Source organism: Streptomyces sp. NBC_01428, from assembly GCF_036231965.1.
Lineage (GTDB): Bacteria > Actinomycetota > Actinomycetes > Streptomycetales > Streptomycetaceae > Streptomyces.
Genome location: NZ_CP109499.1, coordinates 3,575,350 through 3,592,199, shown reverse-complemented (window position 1 = coordinate 3,592,199; position 16,850 = coordinate 3,575,350). Strand labels below are relative to the sequence as shown.

Here is a 16,850-nt window from a genome sequence, read left to right as displayed (position 1 = left end):
CTCAGCGGGCCTGCCGGCCGACCTGCGGCCCGCGCGCCGGAGCCGTCCGGCCCGTCTGGCCCGTCTGTCCTGTCTGTCCCGCCTGCGCCGCCTGGGCCCTGCGCCGGGCGGCGCGGCGGGCCATGAGGCGGATCCGGCGCACGATCACCACGAGGCCCGCGATCAGCGTGCCGCCGTACAGCCAGCCGGCCTGGAGGGCGAGGGCGGTGACCAGGCTCATGAAGCGGCCGCTGATCCCGCCGTCGCTGTCCGCGGCCACCGGCAGCAGCCCGAAGGTGAACGCGATCGGCACGACCACGGGGGCGGTCACCAGGTCGCCGGGCCGCACCCACAGCGCGGTCAGCAGGCACACCGGCAGGAACAGCACCCCGTAGACCGTCTGGGAACCTCCGAGGAGGAGCTGGTCCAGGCAGGCGAGGGCGAACAGCGTGGCACCGCAGAACAGCCCGCTGCCGAGCCCGGTGAGCCGGGGGTTCGGCAGCCGCCGCCCCGCCCGCACACCCGCCGCGGCGGGCCTCCGCACCGCCGGGGCACTCCGCCGGACACCGTCGGACACGGCACGCCCGGCCTGCGCCGGAACGGGCATGCCGCGTCGCGGCCTGTACTGAGGGGGGCGCGTCCTGTGTTGCTCCACCGGACCAACTTAGGTCGTTTTATGTGTGGAACCGCTCTTCGGACACGCCGGAGAGCCACCGAAGACGAGGCCATGGAAAGACCTTGGCCATGCGTTCGATACCTCGCCGGGAGGCGCCGGGGCACGCCGTAGACTGGTGGATCGGCCCGTGCTCTCCTAGGGCCCTTCGCCCATCCTCCTCGTACGGGAAGTCGCAACGTGTCGCTCACGATCGGAATCGTCGGTCTGCCCAATGTCGGCAAGTCGACCCTGTTCAACGCCCTGACCAAGAACGACGTGCTCGCGGCCAACTACCCGTTCGCCACGATCGAGCCGAACGTCGGCGTGGTCGGCGTCCCCGACCCCCGACTGACCAAGTTGGCCGAGATCTTCTCCTCGCAGCGCGTGCTGCCGGCGACCGTCGACTTCGTCGACATCGCGGGCATCGTGCGCGGCGCGAGCGAGGGTGAGGGCCTGGGCAACAAGTTCCTCGCGAACATCCGCGAGTCGGACGCGATCTGCCAGGTCATCCGTGCCTTCAAGGACGAGAACGTCGTGCACGTCGACGGCAAGGTCTCGCCCAAGGACGACATCGAGACGATCAACACCGAGCTGATCCTCGCCGACCTCCAGACGATCGAGAAGGTCCTGCCGCGCCTCCAGAAGGAGTCGCGCATCAAGAAGGACATCGCGCCCAAGGTCGCGGCGGTCGAGGCGGCCCAGGCGATCCTGGAGAAGGGCGACACGCTCTTCTCCGCGGGCATCGTCCAGGGCTCCGGCAAGGAGGAGCTGCTGCACGACCTGCATCTGCTCACCACCAAGCCGTTCCTCTACGTCTTCAACGTGGACGAGGACGAGCTGGTCGACGAGGACTTCAAGGCGGCGCAGCGCGCCCTGGTCGCCCCCGGTGAGGCGATCTTCCTCAACGCCAAGCTGGAGCAGGACCTCGCCGAGCTGGACGAGGAGGACGCCATGGAGCTCCTGGAGTCGGTGGGCGCCGAGGAGCCCGGCCTCGCCACGCTGGCCCGCGTCGGCTTCAACACCCTCGGCCTGCAGACCTACCTGACGGCAGGCCCCAAGGAATCCCGCGCCTGGACCATCAAGAAGGGCGCGACCGCTCCCGAGGCGGCCGGTGTCATCCACACCGACTTCCAGAAGGGCTTCATCAAGGCCGAGGTCATCTCCTTCGCCGACCTGGTCGAGATGGGCTCGGTCGCCGAGGCCCGCTCCAAGGGCAAGGCCCGCATGGAGGGCAAGGAGTATGTGATGCAGGACGGCGATGTGGTGGAGTTCCGCTTCAACGTGTGAGCGGGTGAAACAACACCACGTCACTGGCGTGGCAAACATGCAGGTCAGAAGGGGTCGGACTCTGTTGAGTCCGACCCCTTCGCCGTCACCGTGCTGGATGGGTGCTGGATATTCTGGCGTGGGGTCAGCGGCAATCAGGTCTCGTGAACGGTGGACCGGTGTCCGACATGAACGGCCCAGACCATCAGCTCTCCGTTGTCGATCGTGTAGAGGACGCGATAGTCGCCGACGCGCAGGCGGCGTCGCTCGGGCTGGGATACGAGTGCGGTGGTGTTGAAGCCGAGAGGGTCGGTCTCCAGCTCGGTCAGCTTGGCGAGGATGCGCAGCGCCATGTCACGAGGGATCTTCCGCAGCTCGGCCTGCGCCTCGGGGCGGAAGACGGTCCGGTACTCACTCACCGCGTGCCAGCGTCTCCCTCATGGTGTCCTCGATCGGGATGCCGGGCGCAGGGTTGGCCATGCGCTCATCGATGATCCGGTTGATCTCGCGCTCTTCCCACTCCTGGTACTTGCGCAGCACCTCGATGGAGACGACGGCGGCGACTTCCTTGCCCCGGCGGGTGATGACCGTCGGTACGTCGTCGCGGTCCGCACGCTCCACGACTTCCGCCAGGTGGGCGCGCACGTCTCGAATGGACTCCATGTGTAGCGGCTGCGTCATGCGCTCAAGCGTACCGAGTGTGCCATGTGTACACCATCCGGTCCGGCCGTGTGGTGCTGGATGTGCTGGATGAACTCGCACCGCGCTGGATGGGTGCTGGATCAGCTGGGCGGTCATCAGTCGTCTCCCCTCTCGGATGACGTAAGAGTGGTACGTTATTAAGTACCACTTGGCGGGAGGGTTGATGTCATGTCCATAACTGCGAGTGAAGCGCGCAAGGAACTGTTTCCGTTGATCAAAAAGGTCAACGAGAACCATGAGGCCATCGAGATCGTCTCCAAGCACGGCAACGCGGTGCTTGTCTCGGCCGAGGACTACATGGCGCTGCGTGAGGGCTCCTATCTGCTGCGCTCGCCGGCGAACGCCCGGCGCTTGCTCAAGGCGTACGAGAACGCCCTGTCGCACATCAATGTGTCGGAGCGTGAGCTGATCGATCCCGAGTCGCCGGACGCAGGTGCGGGTGCCGCGTGAGGCTCGTCTTCGAGGATCAGGGCTGGGAGGACTACACGTCCTGGCTCAAGAACGACCGCAAGATGCTCGCCCGGATCAACAAGCTCATCGAAGATGTCAGGCGTGACCCCTTCACGGGCATCGGCAAGCCGGAGCCGTTGAAGTATCACCTGCCTGGGGCCTGGTCGCGACGGATCGACGATGAGCACCGCCTCGTCTATTTGGTGACGGACAAGGAGATCGTCATCCTCGCTGCCCGGTATCACTACTGATCGGCGAGTGTCCGGTGTGCTGGGGCGTCTCTTCCACGCTGGGATGACCTCATTTACGCCTTGAGTTTCGGGGACGGGATCCCAGCGTTCGACGTTCAGCTCAGCATGGGCTTGAGCGTGGAACGGGGAATGGCGAGCGGGGAACGCGGAACGGGGAACGGGCAACGGGGTCGGCGGGCCGCCGAGGAAAAGGGCGTGTGCGCCCTGCGGCTGTGGGCGTTCACGAGTTGTGACTGCCGGCGTTCAGGTGCTGGGGCGCCGACGCTCATCGCGCTTTGCATCAGAGGCATACGATGTTGCGTATGACGCAAAATGACGGCGAGCTGGACAGCCTCGTGCGCAAGCGCATCCGGGCCCTGCGGGTGGCGCAGGGCTGGTCGCTGGAGGAGCTGGCCTCACGCGCCCGGCTCAGTCAGTCCACGCTCAGCCGTATCGAGAACGGGCAGCGGCGCCTGGCGCTGGACAGCCTCGTGACACTGGCCCGCGCACTCGACACCACCCTGGACCAACTGGTCGAGACGGCCTCCGACGACGTGGTCGTCAGTCCGATGATCGACGCCGCCCACGGGCTGATGCGCTGGCCCGTCAAGGGCGACCCCGGCATGAGCGTCGTACGGCAGCGCATGACCGAGCCGCCGCCGGACAACCCCGCCCGCATGCGTGCGCATCCCGGCCGCGAATGGCTGGTCGTCCTGTCCGGCACCGCGATCCTGATGCTGGGCCACCGGCGTTTTCGGGTGGAGACCAACCAAGCCGCGGAGTTCCCCACGATGCTGCCGCACGCCATCGGGGCCGAAGGGGGGTCGTGCGAGATTCTCGGCATCTTCGACCGCGACGCCCGCCGCGGCCACCAGCGTCCCGACGCCGGAGCCGACGCCGGTGCCGGCGACAGTGGCGGTGACGGTTCCCGCGCCTGAGGGGCCGCGGTGCCGCACGTCTTGCGCGTACCGCCCTCCGGCCGGCGACTTTGTTGCGGAAACGGCAAGGATTCGTGCCGTAGGCGCATGTCCGCTCTAGCGTGAGGGCATGGCTCACGCACACCCGCACCCCCACTCGTCCGGTCATGACAGCCACGACGGCCACAACAGCCATGACAGTCACGACAACTCCGGGGTCCCCGGCGGCCCCGGCGGCCAGGACCACCATCGCCACCAGGGCGGTCACTCCCACTCCGGCTCTCACGCGCACTCCGGCGACACCGTCGACGGCCAGGCGGAGATCCTCGACCTCGACGCGGAAGTCCTCGCCGAGCACCTCGCCTCCGTCACGGCATGGCTGCCGACCGGGACGCACCCGCGCCGGATCGTGGACCTGGGCTGCGGGACGGGGGCGGGCACCTTCGCCCTCCTCGACCGGTTCCCCGAGGCGGACGTGACCGCCGTCGACTTCTCCGCCGCGCACCTCCAGCGGCTGCGGGAGAAGGCGTGCGCCCGGGGCGTGGACGGGCGGATCCGTACCGTGCAGGCCGACCTCGACGACACCGTCTGGCCCGACCTCGGGGCGCCCGACCTGGTGTGGGCGTCGGCCTCGATGCACCACATGGCCGACCCGGACCGGGCGCTGCGCGCGGTCCGCGACGCCCTCGCGCGCGGCGGACTGTTCGTGGTCCTGGAACTGGCCGGCTTCCCCCGCTTCCTGCCCGAGAACGCCCCGGAGGAGAGGCCCGGCCTGGAGGAGCGCTGTCACGCCGCGAGCGAGCGGTACCACGCCGAACACGTTCCCCACCGCGGCGCCGACTGGGGCCCGAAGCTCACCGCCGCCGGATTCACCGTCGAGGCCGAACGTGCTCTCACCGTGAACATCGAGGGCTCCCGTGACGCGGCGGTCGGCGCCTACGCCCTGGGGAGTCTGCGACGCCTGCGCGGCACGGTCGCCGACGGGCTTCCGGCCGAGGACCTCGCCGCGCTGGACCGGCTGCTCGACACGGACGGGCCGCACAGCATCCTGCGCCGCGACGACCTGGAGGTGCGGACCGAACGCACGGTCTGGGCCGCGCGCCGGGGAGCCTGACCGCCCCCGCGGGGGCGGTGCGGCGGGATTCAGGCGGCGGACGTCCAGTCGGCGGGGTCGGCGGTGCTGGCGTCCCGGTCGCGCCGCGACCGCCGCTTCTCGGTGGCCCGCGCGAGCGCCCACGCGGCGCCGGTGAGAGGCAGGGCCGCCCACAGCGCGTAGAGCGCCGTGCGGTGGGTGTGCGCGCCGAGCACGGTGAAGGCGGCCGCGGACGCCATCGCGAGGGCGAGGTGCAGGCACAGGAGGCGGCCGAGGAGACGGGCGATCGTGGTGGCTGTGTGGGCGGTCACCGTGAACTCCTGGCAGTCGGGCCGACCGTGGAGGCGGTCGTGCGGGTGGTGCCGGACAGGAGTGGGGGGACGTCGTACGGGTGGTGGTGCGCGGGGGTGCGATCAGGATGCCCCTGCCGCCCACGGGGACGTCTGCATGATGCAGCCATTCCTGAAATCTCCCCGAAACGGGGCGAGTTGACACCCGAACCGGAACGGATCGGGACGGAACCGGATCTTCCGTTGGTTCGGACCTGGCGGGAAAGAGACGATCACGGCCGAAGACGACCCCTGCCCGACCGGAGGTTGCCCCTCATCCGACACATCCCGGTCGGCCAGGTGTGGAGGGCCGGCGAGGAGTTCCGGGCCCGATGCCGGTGCTGCTGTCGGTGCCGGTGCCGGTGCCGGTGTTTCGGCTCGGGCGGCGGGCAGACGGAGGGGACGGCTTCGTCGGTCGCGCCGAGGTCGTCCGTGGCTCGCCGGGGCACGGTGGCTCGCCCGGGACCGGTGTCAGCGGTGCATGGAAGGATGCGCGCATCGGACGGCGGCAGGCGTGCGGCGGGCGGCACGTGAGGGGTGTCATGGCGGGTACGGAGGAGGCGGTGAGCGGGCGGCGTGCCGGCGGGCAGGTGCCCGTGGCGCAACCGCCCGTCGGGCGGCAGGCGCGCGTTCTGCTGGCGGAGGCCACGCGGCTGCACGAGGCCGCCCGCACGGTGCTCGCCGACCACACCCGCGCCGTCGAGGCGGTCCGCTCGGCCCTCACCCCGCTCCGGGACGAACTCGTCGCCCGGGAGCTGGAGTCCATCCCCGTCTCCCGGCTGAAGGACGTCACCGAGGGCCGGCTGCGGCTCGCGGCCGTCGAGGCCGCCGGACTCGCCTCGGTGCGCGCCGTGCACGAGGCGAGCCGCTACGACCTGCGGCAGATCCCGGGCGTCGGCGCCCAGACGGCCGACCAGGCGCTCGCGGCGGCCCGGCAGATCGCGCGCGCCGTCGAGGAGACCGTCTCCGTACGGATCGACGTCGACCACCCCCAACCCCGGACCACCGCCCTCGTCGTCGCGCTGCGCCGGCTCGTCGAGGCCGCACCCGAACTGCGGCGGGCCGTGGACGCCGCCCGGCGGCTCGACGAGCGCATCGGCGCCCTGCTCCCCGAAGCGGCACCCGCCGCCGGCTGGCTGCGGCTCGCGGTCACCGGAAGGCGCCGCAGGCAGAGCGCGTTCGCCGCGATCGTCGCCCTGCGCGACCTCACGGCCGACGCCGCCGCCCGAGACGTACGCCTGCTGCTCGCGCAGGCCTCCACCGACCTGCTGCGCGAACCGGCCTCCGAGATCGAGGCCTGGGTCGACTTCGAGCTGCGCTCCGCGGAGTACTACAGCCAGCTCGCCGAGATCGCCGACCACCCCGCGGGCGCCGCCGACGTCGAGGCGGCCGAGGGGTTCCTGCCGTCCGAGGTCGCCGAGCGTGTGCACGGCCAGCGCCTGGACGACACCCACCGCCGGGTCTCGCTGCGCGGCTACCAGTCCTTCGGCGCCCGGTTCGCCCTCGCCCAGCGCCGCGTCGTGCTCGGCGACGAGATGGGCCTCGGCAAGACCGTCCAGGCCATCGCCGCGCTCGCCCATCTCGCAGCCGACGGCCACACCCACTTCCTCGTCGTCTGCCCGGCCAGCGTCCTGATCAACTGGACCCGGGAGATCGGCACCCGCAGCACCCTGCGCGCCTTCCCCGTCCACGGGGGCCACCGGCAGGACGCGTACAGCGAGTGGCGCGAGCGCGGGGGCGTCGCGATCACCACGTACGACGTGCTGCACACCCTGCCGGTACCGGACGGCACCGGACCGGGGGCCGTCGGCGGGGCGCCGCCCGGGATGCTCGTCGTCGACGAGGCCCACTACGTGAAGAACCCGGACGCCCGCCGCTCCAAGGCGGTCGCCGCCTGGACCGCCCGCTGCGACCGGGTGCTCTTCCTCACCGGTACGCCGATGGAGAACCGTGTCGAGGAGTTCCGCAGCCTCGTCCGCCACCTGCGTCCCGACCTGCTCCCCGCGATCCACAACAGCAGTGCCGCCGCGGGCCCGCACGCCTTCCGTACGGCCGTCGCCCCCGCCTATCTGCGGCGCAACCAGCGTGACGTGCTGACCGAACTGCCCGCGCTCGTCCAGGTCGACGAGTGGGAGGAGTTCGGACCGGCCGACCGGAAGGCCTATCGCAGGGCGGTCGCGGCGGGGAACTTCATGGCGATGCGCCGGGCCGCCTACGCCGACCCCGAGCGGTCCGCGAAGCTCCAGCGGCTGCGCGAACTGGCCGCGGAGGCCGCCGCGAACGATCTCAAGGTGGTGGTGTTCTCGTACTTCCGTGACGTGCTCGCCGCCGTCCAGCAGGCGCTGCGGTCCGGGGACCAGGAGGCGCCGGGGAGAAGGGTGTTCGGGCCGATATCGGGGAGCGTGCCCGCGGCCGACCGGCAGCGCCTGGTCGACGCGTTCACCGAGGCGGACGGGCACGCGGTGCTGCTCTGCCAGATCGAGGCCGGCGGCATCGGTCTCAACCTCCAGGCGGCGTCCGTGGTCATCCTGTGCGAACCGCAGGTCAAGCCGACCCTGGAGCACCAGGCCGTGGCCCGCGCCCACCGCATGGGACAGGTCCGTCCCGTCCAGGTCCACCGGCTGCTCGTCGCGGACAGCGTGGACGACCGGCTGTTGAGCATCCTGCAGAACAAGGCGCTGCTCTTCGACGCCTACGCCCGCCGCAGCGACATGGCCGAGGCGACCCCGGACGCCGTCGACGTCTCGGACAGCGGCCTGGCCCGCCGGATCGTCGAGGAGGAGCAGCAGCGACTCGCGTCCGCGTCCGAACCAGAGGCCGAACCCGAGCCCGAGGCCGAGCCTGAGGCCGCATCCGAGCGCGCGTCAGACGGCGCATCCGAGCGCGAATCCCAGGCCGAGCCCAAGGGCTGACCTCGGCAGGGCGCCGCCTTCACCGCCGAGCCACGGACCCCGCCCTCACTCCCGTGTCGTCCGCCTCTCCACCCTCGCCCCCACCTGCCCGCTCGGCCCCGCCTCCCCGCTCGCCCTCACTCCCGCGCCATCCCCGTCTTCACGCCCGCGCCGCACAGCGGCACCACCGCCTCGCGCCCGCCGAGCGCGCCGTCCCGCACCGCAGCCCAGCAGGCCACCCCGGTCGACTCCACGTACAGGCCGCGGCTCGCCAGATCCGACTGGGCGTGCCGGATCTGGTCCTCCGTCACGGTCAGGAAGGCGCCCCCGGAGGCGCGTACCGCGCGCAGGATCTGGCGGGCCCGGGGCGGGTTCGGGATCGCGATGCCCTCGGCGAACGTGGGCGCTGTCGCCGTCACACCCACGAGGTCCTCGGCACCCTCGGACCATGCGTGGGCGAGCGGCGCGACCGCCGCCGACTGGACGGCGTACAGCGCGGGCCTGCGGTCGATCAGCCCCGCTCCGTGCAGTTCCGCCACCGCCAGCGCGGCACCGAGCAGCAGCGTGCCGTTGCCGACCGGCACCACGACGACGTCCGGCAGCCGTCCGCCGAGGTCCTCCCAGAGTTCGTGGACGTACGTCTTCGTGCCGTGCAGGAAGTACGGGTTGAAGACGTGCGAGGCGTAGAACACGCCTTCCTCGTCGGCCGCCTCGCGCGCCGCCCGTGCCGTCGCCTCGCGGTCGCCCTCGACCACCCGCAGCCGCGCCCCGTGCGCCTCGATCTGCTCCAGCTTCTTCGGGGAGGTGCCCTCGGGCACGTACACGGTGCAGGGCAGGCCGGCCCGCGCGCAGTACGCGGCGACCGCCGTGCCCGCGTTGCCGCTGCTGTCCGCCAGCACCTGCCGTGGACCCAGCCGCAGCGCCAGTTCGGCCAGCAGCACCGCTCCCCGGTCCTTGAACGACAGCGTCGGCGTCAGGAAGTCGAGCTTCGCGGAGACATCCTCGCGGAGGGACACCAGCGGGGTGCGGCCCTCGCCCAGGCTCACGGTGGGCGAGGCCAGCGGCAGGCACTCCGCGTACCGCCACAGCGAGTTCACCCGGCCGGTCAGCGACGAGAGCGGGGCCGGGGTCGGGGAGAAGTCCAGGTCGAGCGGCCCCCGGCACACCGGGCAGCACCAGGCGAGCGAACCGGAGGGGACGCGGGTGCCGTCCGTCGGGCAGAAGCAGTCCGGCAGTGCAGTCATACGCGCAGGTTAGACGCGGCCGGCGGGTGATGGCGTGTCACCGGCGGTCGGCCGCAGGCGTGTTACCCCCGTGGCCCCACCACGTCCGTTCCCGGCACCGCAGCCCGGCGGACCGGCCCGAGCCGCACCCTCGACCCGCACTCCCGACCCGCACCCCCGGCCTCTCCCCGTCCGTTCTCCCGCCCTCCGTCCCGCCCGTACCCGCGCCCCCTTTACGATGCGCGCAGCCATCCGGCAGCCGTACGCAGGTTCCACCGCGCGTGGACTAGGAGCAAGGGAACTCGTGGCCATACCCCCGCCGCCCGGGCCGCAGCAACCAGAGGGCCAGCACCCGCCGCAAGGGGCACCGCCGGGCGCTCCGGGGACGTCCGGGCCGTACCCGCCCCCGAACCCGCAGGTTCCGAACCCGCAGGGCCCGTACCAGCAGGGTTCCTACCCGGGTCCGTACCAGCAAGCTCCCTACCAGCAGGGCCCCTACCAGCAGTCCCCGTACGGGACCCCGTACCAGACCTGGGGCCAGGGGTACTCGCCGTACAACCGCCCCGCACCCGTCAACGGGCTCGCGATCGCCGCGCTCGTCCTCGGCGTCCTCTGCTTCCTGCCCGGGGTCGGGCTGGTGCTCGGGATCGTGGCGCTCGTCCAGATCGGCAGGCGCGGGGAGCGCGGCAAGGGCATGGCGATCGGCGGCATCGTGATGTCGTCGATCGGCGCCCTGCTGGTCGGGCTGATGTTCGCCACCGGGGGTGCGGACGACTTCTGGAAGGGCTTCAGCGAAGGGGCGGCCGGAAACACCTTCTCGCTGAGCAAGGGCGAGTGCTTCGACGCCCCGGGTGACAGCCTGGAGGGCCTCGCCTACGACGTCGACACGGTGCCCTGCGCCGGGAAGCACGACGCCGAGGTGTTCGCCTCGGTCACCGTGGCCGGCGACTCCTTCCCCGGCGACTCCGCGGTCACCGACCAGGCCGACGACAAGTGCTACGCGCTCATGGACGCGTACGCGATGGACGCCTGGGCCGTCCCGGACGACGTCGACGTGTACTACTTCACGCCGACCGCGCAGAGCTGGCGCATCGGGGACCGCGAGATCACCTGCATGTTCGGGAACACCGACGAACAGGGCACGCTGACCGGCTCGCTGCGCAAGGACGTGACGACGCTCGACGGCGACCAGTTCGCCTACCTGGACGCGGCACGCCTCCTCAACACGGCGATGGATTCGGCGCCCGACGAGGAGTACGTGGAGGACGACCTGCCGGGCCACAAGAAGTGGGCGCGCAGGGTCTCCGACGCGATCACCGAGCAGACCGGGCAGCTCCGCCGCCACACCTTCGACCCGGCGGTGAGCGGCCAGGTCGAGGCCCTGCTGAAGAACCTCGACCGGTCGCGGAAGGAGTGGGAGAAGGCCGCCGAGGCGCGGGACGCGGACACGTTCTACGCCCACTACGAAAAGGGCGCCAAGCTGATCGACGGCAGCACGACGGTCACCACCCGCGAGGCTCTGGGTCTCGCCACCACCCCGCCGGCGGGCGGCGGCTCCGGCGGCGCTGACGGCGGTGGTGAAGGCGGCAGCGGCATGGAGGTGTGACCGCGCCCATAGCGGGGAGAAAGTGCCTGCGTAAAGCCCTTGGGGGGCTCGCGTCATCACATCGAGTGATTCTCTGGCCTTTGCTTGCATGGCACAACCCACGGTTGCCACGCTGTTGCTGTCTGTACAACCTGATGGGAGCGGCTAAGTGACTTTCGGTGAACAGCCGGCCTACCTGCGCGTCGCGGGGGATCTCCGTAAGAAGATCGTCGACGGTTCACTGCCACCGCACACCCGCCTCCCCTCGCAGGCCAGGATCCGCGAGGAGTACGGGGTGTCGGACACCGTCGCCCTGGAGGCGCGGAAGGTCCTGATGGCGGAGGGCCTCGTGGAGGGCCGTTCCGGCTCCGGTACGTATGTGCGCGAGCGCCCGGTGCCGCGCCGGGTGGCCCGGTCGGGATACCGGCCGGACAGTGGCGCGACCCCGTTCCGCCAGGAGCAGGCCGACATGGCCGCGCGCGGCACCTGGGAGTCCCACAGCCGGCAGGTCGAGGCGAGCGGCGCGATCGCCGAGCGGCTCGCCATCCGGCCCGGCGACCGCGTGATGTGCACGAACTACGTCTACCGGGACGGCGGCGAGGCGATGATGCTCTCCACCTCCTGGGAGCCGCTCGCCGTCACCGGGCGTACGCCGGTGATGCTCCCCGAGGAGGGGCCGCTCGGCGGCATGGGTGTCGTCGAGCGCATGGCCGCCATCGACGTGATCGTGGACAACGTCACCGAGGAGGTCGGTGCACGCCCCGGTCTCGCCGAGGAACTCCTCGCGCTGGGCGGCGTCCCCGGTCATGTCGTCGTCGTCATCCAGCGGACCTTCTACGCCTCGGGCCGCCCGGTCGAGACGGCGGACGTGGTGGTCCCGGCGGACCGATACCGCATCGCGTACCACCTGCCGGTGAAGTGACGTGCCCTTGACGGGGGTTGCGTCCACCGGCCGGTGACATGAGCCGGAGGCCCCGGTGGACGGGCGGCCCGGTTGGAATCTGGCCTTTCTCAACTCCCGGGCGCGGAACGGTCTTCGCCCTGTTCGCGGGCGCGCGGGGGGCGGCCGACGGCGTGTTCGGCGGCGTGCGCCCCCGGGGGAGGCGTCCCCTCCTGGCTGGTTGCGTACCTCTTTGTGAAAAGCCGTATTCGCTGCGTGAAGGTTAGGCGTAGGCTCGGGCATATGCGCAGTGGGGTTTCGTTAGAGGGCGGGGCAGGACGGGGGCCCGGGGCGGGAAGCGGAGGGGCTGGATGAACGACGGCACGATCACTCTTCCCTGGCTCGTCATACGGCAGGACGACAACGGCAATCGCTACCGCGTCGGCAGGTACGCGACCCGCGCGGAGGCGCAGAAGACCGCGGACAGCCTCGACGCCCGCGGCCACAAACAGCTCTACTGGGTCGAGCGGATCGGGCAGAACGGCACCCGCTGATCCGCCGCGTCAGGACCCGCGCTCCGCTCCCGTAGGCTCCGGCGCATGACGGAACGGATCGTGGTGGTCGCAGGCGCCCTGGTGCACGAAGGGCGCCTGCTCGCCGCCCGCCGCAGCGCGCCTCCCGAACTCGCCGGGCGCTGGGAACTGCCGGGCGGCAAGGTCGAGCCGGGGGAGACCCCCGAGCCGGCCCTCGTGCGTGAGCTGCGCGAGGAGCTGGGCGTCGAGACGGACCCCCTGGAGCGCGTCCCCGGCGAGTGGCCGCTGAAGCCCGGTTACGTCCTCGTGGTCTGGGCCGCCCGGCTGCGGGCCGGCTCCGCCGCCCCTCGTCCGCTGCAGGACCACGACGAACTGCGCTGGCTCACCGCCGAAGAGATCTGGGACGTGGACTGGCTGGACCAGGACGTGCCGGCGGTCAAGGACGTGCTGCCGCTGCTCGGTCCCCCGCGCGGGTGATCTCCCGGCGCCGCCCGCGCGCGGGCGGCGCGGTCGGCCCGGGGGTGTGACGCGGCTCGTGCGCGACGCGTACGCCGTTCGCCCCACAGGGGACGGCCCAGTGCGGTAAACCGGCGTCGATATCGGGTATGTGACCACTAATCCCACGAAACCGGACATGGGTGTGAGTTCCTGGTCTGGGAAGTGATCGATGTGATCGACACCGAAGGCGACTGCGCCGAGTGGACCTTTCCGGCGGACCCGGGTGCTGTCCGCACCGCCCGTGCCGCCGTCCGGGGACAGCTGCGTGCGTGGGAGCTGGATTCCGTCGGTGACATCGCGGTTCTGCTGGTCAGCGAGCTGGTGACGAATTCCCTGCGCCATGCGACGGGCCCGATCGGCGTCCGTCTGGTGCGCCCCGTGGACGGGCAGCGCGCCCTGCGCGTCGAGGTCTCCGACCCCCTGCCGGACCCGCCGCGCGAACGGTCCGCCGCCGCCGAGGACGAGAGCGGCCGCGGACTCCAGCTGGTGGCCGGTTCGTGCAGAAGCTGGGGCACCTGGCCCGGGGACAACGGAAAGACCGTCTGGTTCGAACTCGCCGTGCCGGGGTGAGGTGAACCGAGGGATTCGGTCAGGGCCCGCAGCGGGGTTTCGGCCGGGTCCGCGAGGGACACCCGTCCGGTCCCGAAGCGGCAGCTCGGGGCCGGGATGAGCCCGCCGCGCCGGGTGGTGGGACCGGGGGACGGGGCGTGCGCTCGGCGCTCGACTGGTTCAGGCCACTGGCGGGTGTCGGATTCTTTGATTCGACGGGGCGCCACCTGGTTAGAAGACTGGGAGTATGTCGCGGCCGGTCCAAAAACCATCGGGACCGTGCTGTGATCGTGAACACCGTGTTGTGCGGCGCCGTAGTGCTGGATACTGCGGGCAGCCGCCCCCGGTGACCGGTGCCGGACGCGGTGAGCTGGAGGGGACGGTTCGCGTGAGCGAGATACCAGCGAAGGCCACGGAGTCGGAGGACCCGTCGGGCGGCGCGAGGGCTGATGCGGCGAGCGATTCCGCGCGCACGGCCCCCGGCGACGACGCGGGTGACACCTCGGGCGAAAAGGCGGGCGGCGCGGCGGCCGGCCCGGCCGGTGAGGCGTCCGGCGAGGCGCCGGGCGACGCGATGTGGCAGACCAGTCCACCCGGCTCGATCTACGACTACATCAAGGTCGCGTCCTTCTCGATCGGCGCCGACGGGCTGGTCGACCAGTGGAGCCTGCGCGCCGAGCAGATCTTCGGGATCCCCGCGGAGCGGGCCGTCGGCATGGACCCCATCGAGGCGTTCGTCGCCGCCGACCGGCGCGAGTTCGGCCAGCGCAAGATGGCGGAGATCCTGGACGGCCGCGAGTGGACCGGCGTGGTGCCCTTCCGGGTGCCGGCCGCCGACGGCACGGCCGAGCCGGTGGAGGGCCTCGCCGAGGTCTATGTGATGCCGACCACGACCGAGGACGGCGAGCGGGCCGCGGTGTGCATCGTCGTGGACGTCCGCACCCTGCGCAGCATCGAGACCGACCTCGCCGCCTCGCAGGCGATTTTCGGTCAATCTCCGTTCGGGTTCCTTCTGATCGACACCGACCTCCGGGTCCGGCGGGCCAACGAGCGGTTCGCCTCGATCTTCGGCGGTGACGTCGACGACCACCACGGCAAGGGCGTCCACGACTACCTCCCGCACCCGGAGGCCGAGCGCGTCACGGCCGTCCTGCGCCGCGTCCTCGAAACCGGCGACTCCATCACGGACATGCACGTCACGGGCTACGTGCCCGGCTCCGAGGAGCGCCGCCACTGGTCCGTGAACCTCTACCGCGTCCACAGCGGAAGCGGCCGTCCGATCGGTATCGCCTGGCTCGGAACCGACATCACCTCCCGCCGGGCGGCCGCCCGGGAAGCGGCCGCGGCGCGGCGCAATCTCGCCCTTCTGAACGAAGCGGGCGCCCGCATCGGCAACTCCCTCGACCTGGAGACCACCGCGCGCGAACTCCTCGACGTCGTGGTCCCCGGCTTCTGCGACCTCGCGACGGTCGACCTGTACCAGGGACTGCTGGCCGGGGACGAGGCTCCGCCGGGGCTCGTCGACGGCAGCGCGGAACTGCGCCGGGTCGCGTTCGCCAGCGCGGTGTCCGACGCGCCGTTCGCCGGCGGCCAGGCACCCGTCGCCGTCGGCGCCGTCCACCACTACCCCTTCAACTCGCCCTGTGCGGACGCGCTGCGCACCGCCAAGCCGCAGTACATCCCCGCGGACGACGGCGGCCTCATCCAGTCCACGCTCGCCGTCCCGATGGTCGCCCACGACACGGTCGTGGGACTCGCCCAGTTCTCCCGGACGAAGGGCAGCGAACCGTTCGGGGAACGCGACCGGTCCCTGGCCGTGGAACTGGCCGCCCGCGCGGCCGTCTGTATCGACAACGCCCGGCTGTACCGCCGCGAGCACGAACGCGCCCTCATCCTGCAGCGCTCCCTGCTGCCCCCGGGCGACCCCGAGGCCTCCGGCCTGGACATCGCGTGCCGCTATCTGCCGGGCAACGCGGCGACCGAGGTGGGCGGCGACTGGTTCGACGTGATCGAACTCCCCGGCCACCGCACCGCCCTCGTGGTGGGCGACGTGATGGGCCGCGGTCTGCGCGCCGCCGTGGCGATGGGTGAACTCCGCACGGCCGTACGCACCTTGGCCCTCCTCGATCTCGAACCCGCCGAGGTCCTCTCCGCCCTGGACGAGATCGCCCGCGGCCTCGGCACGCCCGGCGGCGTCCAGCAGGCGACCCGCACGGCACGCCAGCCCCGCGACGCCGACCTCTCCGAGGTGTACCTCGCCACCTGCGTCTACGCGGTCTACGACTCCGTGACCCGCCGGTGTACCTTCGCCAACGCGGGCCACCTCCCGCCGGTGCTGGTCGAGCCCGGCGAGACCGCGCTGATGCTCGACGTGCCGCCCGGCATGCCCCTCGGGGTGGGCGGCGAGCCCTTCGAGGAGGTGGAGGTCGAACTGCCCGAGGGCGCGCTGTTGGCGCTCTACACGGATGGACTGGTCGAATCGCGCGACCACCCGCTCGACGAGGGTCTCCAGGCGTTCGTCGGTGCGCTCACCGACCCCACCAGCCCGCTGGAGGACGTCTGCGACCACGTCCTCAACACCCTCGACACCCATCACGGCGAGGACGACATCGCCCTGCTGATGGCCCGCGTCCAGGGGCTGCCCGCCGACTCCGTCGGCGACTGGACCCTGCCGCGCGAGCCGCGCAGTGTGGGCCGCGCCCGCGAGTACGCGCGCACACAGCTCGTCGCCTGGGACCTGGAACCGCTCGTCGACACGACGGAGTTGCTGGTCAGCGAGCTGGTCACCAACGCCCTGCGGTACGGCGAGGGCGAGATCAGACTGCGGCTGCTGCTCGACCGCACCCTCGTCTGCGAGGTCTGGGACGCCGGACTTGTCCAGCCGCGCCGCCGCCGCGCCCGGGACACCGACGAGGGAGGACGCGGCCTCCAGCTGGTCGGTCTCCTCTCCGCGGCGTGGGGCTCCCGCAGGACCCCGCGCGGGAAGACGGTCTGGTTCGAACTCCCGCTGCCGGACGGGGAGACGAGCCTCACCGACCCGGCCGAGGCGCTGCTGAGCCTGTTCTGAGAC

At 71.6% G+C, this 16,850-nt stretch carries 17 protein-coding genes; 12 read left to right on the top strand and 5 right to left on the bottom strand.

What is annotated here, in order from left to right:
- Position 1 precedes the first annotated feature (1 nt).
- The gene (locus tag OG406_RS15420) at positions 2 to 523 is read right to left on the bottom strand and encodes a DUF6542 domain-containing protein (protein ID WP_329186226.1); all 522 of its coding nucleotides are present in this window, start codon (positions 521 to 523) and stop codon (positions 2 to 4) included.
- A 309-nt stretch (positions 524 to 832) separates the two neighbouring features.
- Here OG406_RS15420 and ychF point away from each other — a divergent pair, with 309 nt between their 5' ends.
- Entirely contained in the window at positions 833 to 1,921 is a 1,089-nt protein-coding gene (ychF, locus tag OG406_RS15415; protein ID WP_164372045.1) for a redox-regulated ATPase YchF, read from the top strand.
- Positions 1,922 to 2,055: 134 nt separating this feature from the next.
- Here the strand turns inward: ychF and OG406_RS15410 are convergent, their stop codons facing one another.
- Positions 2,056 to 2,319: a type II toxin-antitoxin system RelE family toxin gene (locus tag OG406_RS15410; protein WP_329186225.1), complete on the bottom strand. Its 264-nt coding sequence runs from the start codon at positions 2,317 to 2,319 to the stop codon at positions 2,056 to 2,058.
- Positions 2,312 to 2,581 carry a type II toxin-antitoxin system Phd/YefM family antitoxin gene (locus tag OG406_RS15405; protein ID WP_326842432.1) on the bottom strand — a complete coding sequence of 90 codons (270 nt, stop codon included), beginning with the start codon at positions 2,579 to 2,581 and terminating at the stop codon, positions 2,312 to 2,314. The genes OG406_RS15410 and OG406_RS15405 overlap by 8 nt, the downstream gene beginning before the upstream one ends.
- Before the next feature lie 189 nt (positions 2,582 to 2,770).
- On the opposite strand from OG406_RS15405, the gene OG406_RS15400 reads away from it, so the two are divergent.
- The 4 genes from OG406_RS15400 to OG406_RS15385 all read left to right on the top strand — a co-directional run bounded on the left by OG406_RS15400 (position 2,771) and on the right by OG406_RS15385 (position 5,313).
- A complete protein-coding gene (locus OG406_RS15400; RefSeq protein ID WP_053623546.1) occupies positions 2,771 to 3,052 on the top strand; it encodes a type II toxin-antitoxin system Phd/YefM family antitoxin in 282 nt (93 codons plus the stop codon).
- Entirely contained in the window at positions 3,049 to 3,303 is a 255-nt protein-coding gene (locus OG406_RS15395; protein ID WP_073443650.1) for a Txe/YoeB family addiction module toxin, read from the top strand. Before OG406_RS15400 ends, OG406_RS15395 begins: the two co-directional genes overlap by 4 nt.
- 293 nt (positions 3,304 to 3,596) lie before the next feature.
- Complete coding sequence (locus OG406_RS15390; RefSeq protein ID WP_329186224.1) at positions 3,597 to 4,220, top strand: helix-turn-helix domain-containing protein; 624 nt, start codon at positions 3,597 to 3,599, stop codon at positions 4,218 to 4,220.
- 109 nt (positions 4,221 to 4,329) lie between these two features.
- On the top strand, positions 4,330 to 5,313 hold the full coding sequence (locus OG406_RS15385; protein WP_329186222.1) for a class I SAM-dependent methyltransferase: 984 nt from the start codon (positions 4,330 to 4,332) through the stop codon (positions 5,311 to 5,313).
- A 29-nt stretch (positions 5,314 to 5,342) separates the two neighbouring features.
- Here the strand turns inward: OG406_RS15385 and OG406_RS15380 are convergent, their stop codons facing one another.
- Positions 5,343 to 5,603 (bottom strand): hypothetical protein, encoded by a 261-nt coding sequence (locus OG406_RS15380; protein WP_329186221.1) that lies wholly within the window; start codon positions 5,601 to 5,603, stop codon positions 5,343 to 5,345.
- 560 nt (positions 5,604 to 6,163) lie between these two features.
- On the opposite strand from OG406_RS15380, the gene OG406_RS15375 reads away from it, so the two are divergent.
- Entirely contained in the window at positions 6,164 to 8,533 is a 2,370-nt protein-coding gene (locus OG406_RS15375; protein WP_329186219.1) for a DEAD/DEAH box helicase, read from the top strand.
- A 116-nt stretch (positions 8,534 to 8,649) separates the two neighbouring features.
- Here OG406_RS15375 and OG406_RS15370 read toward each other — a convergent pair whose 3' ends face one another.
- On the bottom strand, positions 8,650 to 9,756 hold the full coding sequence (locus tag OG406_RS15370) for a threonine synthase (RefSeq protein ID WP_164372052.1): 1,107 nt from the start codon (positions 9,754 to 9,756) through the stop codon (positions 8,650 to 8,652).
- Positions 9,757 to 10,039: 283 nt separating this feature from the next.
- Between OG406_RS15370 and OG406_RS15365 the strand changes: the two genes are divergently transcribed.
- The 6 genes from OG406_RS15365 (at position 10,040) to OG406_RS15340 (ending at position 16,847) form a co-directional block, all read left to right on the top strand.
- Positions 10,040 to 11,341 (top strand): DUF4190 domain-containing protein, encoded by a 1,302-nt coding sequence (locus OG406_RS15365; RefSeq protein ID WP_267048437.1) that lies wholly within the window; start codon positions 10,040 to 10,042, stop codon positions 11,339 to 11,341.
- Positions 11,342 to 11,489: 148 nt separating this feature from the next.
- Positions 11,490 to 12,242, top strand: coding sequence for a GntR family transcriptional regulator (locus tag OG406_RS15360; RefSeq protein WP_081219181.1), 753 nt, complete (start codon positions 11,490 to 11,492; stop codon positions 12,240 to 12,242).
- 329 nt (positions 12,243 to 12,571) lie between these two features.
- The gene (locus OG406_RS15355; RefSeq protein WP_081219182.1) at positions 12,572 to 12,754 is read left to right on the top strand and encodes an SPOR domain-containing protein; all 183 of its coding nucleotides are present in this window, start codon (positions 12,572 to 12,574) and stop codon (positions 12,752 to 12,754) included.
- A gap of 45 nt (positions 12,755 to 12,799) precedes the next feature.
- Entirely contained in the window at positions 12,800 to 13,210 is a 411-nt protein-coding gene (locus OG406_RS15350; RefSeq protein WP_327409019.1) for a (deoxy)nucleoside triphosphate pyrophosphohydrolase, read from the top strand.
- Positions 13,211 to 13,393: 183 nt separating this feature from the next.
- Positions 13,394 to 13,801, top strand: coding sequence for an ATP-binding protein (locus tag OG406_RS15345; protein WP_179165295.1), 408 nt, complete (start codon positions 13,394 to 13,396; stop codon positions 13,799 to 13,801).
- Between the two features lie 367 nt (positions 13,802 to 14,168).
- Positions 14,169 to 16,847: a SpoIIE family protein phosphatase gene (locus tag OG406_RS15340; RefSeq protein WP_327409018.1), complete on the top strand. Its 2,679-nt coding sequence runs from the start codon at positions 14,169 to 14,171 to the stop codon at positions 16,845 to 16,847.
- Positions 16,848 to 16,850 lie beyond the last annotated feature (3 nt).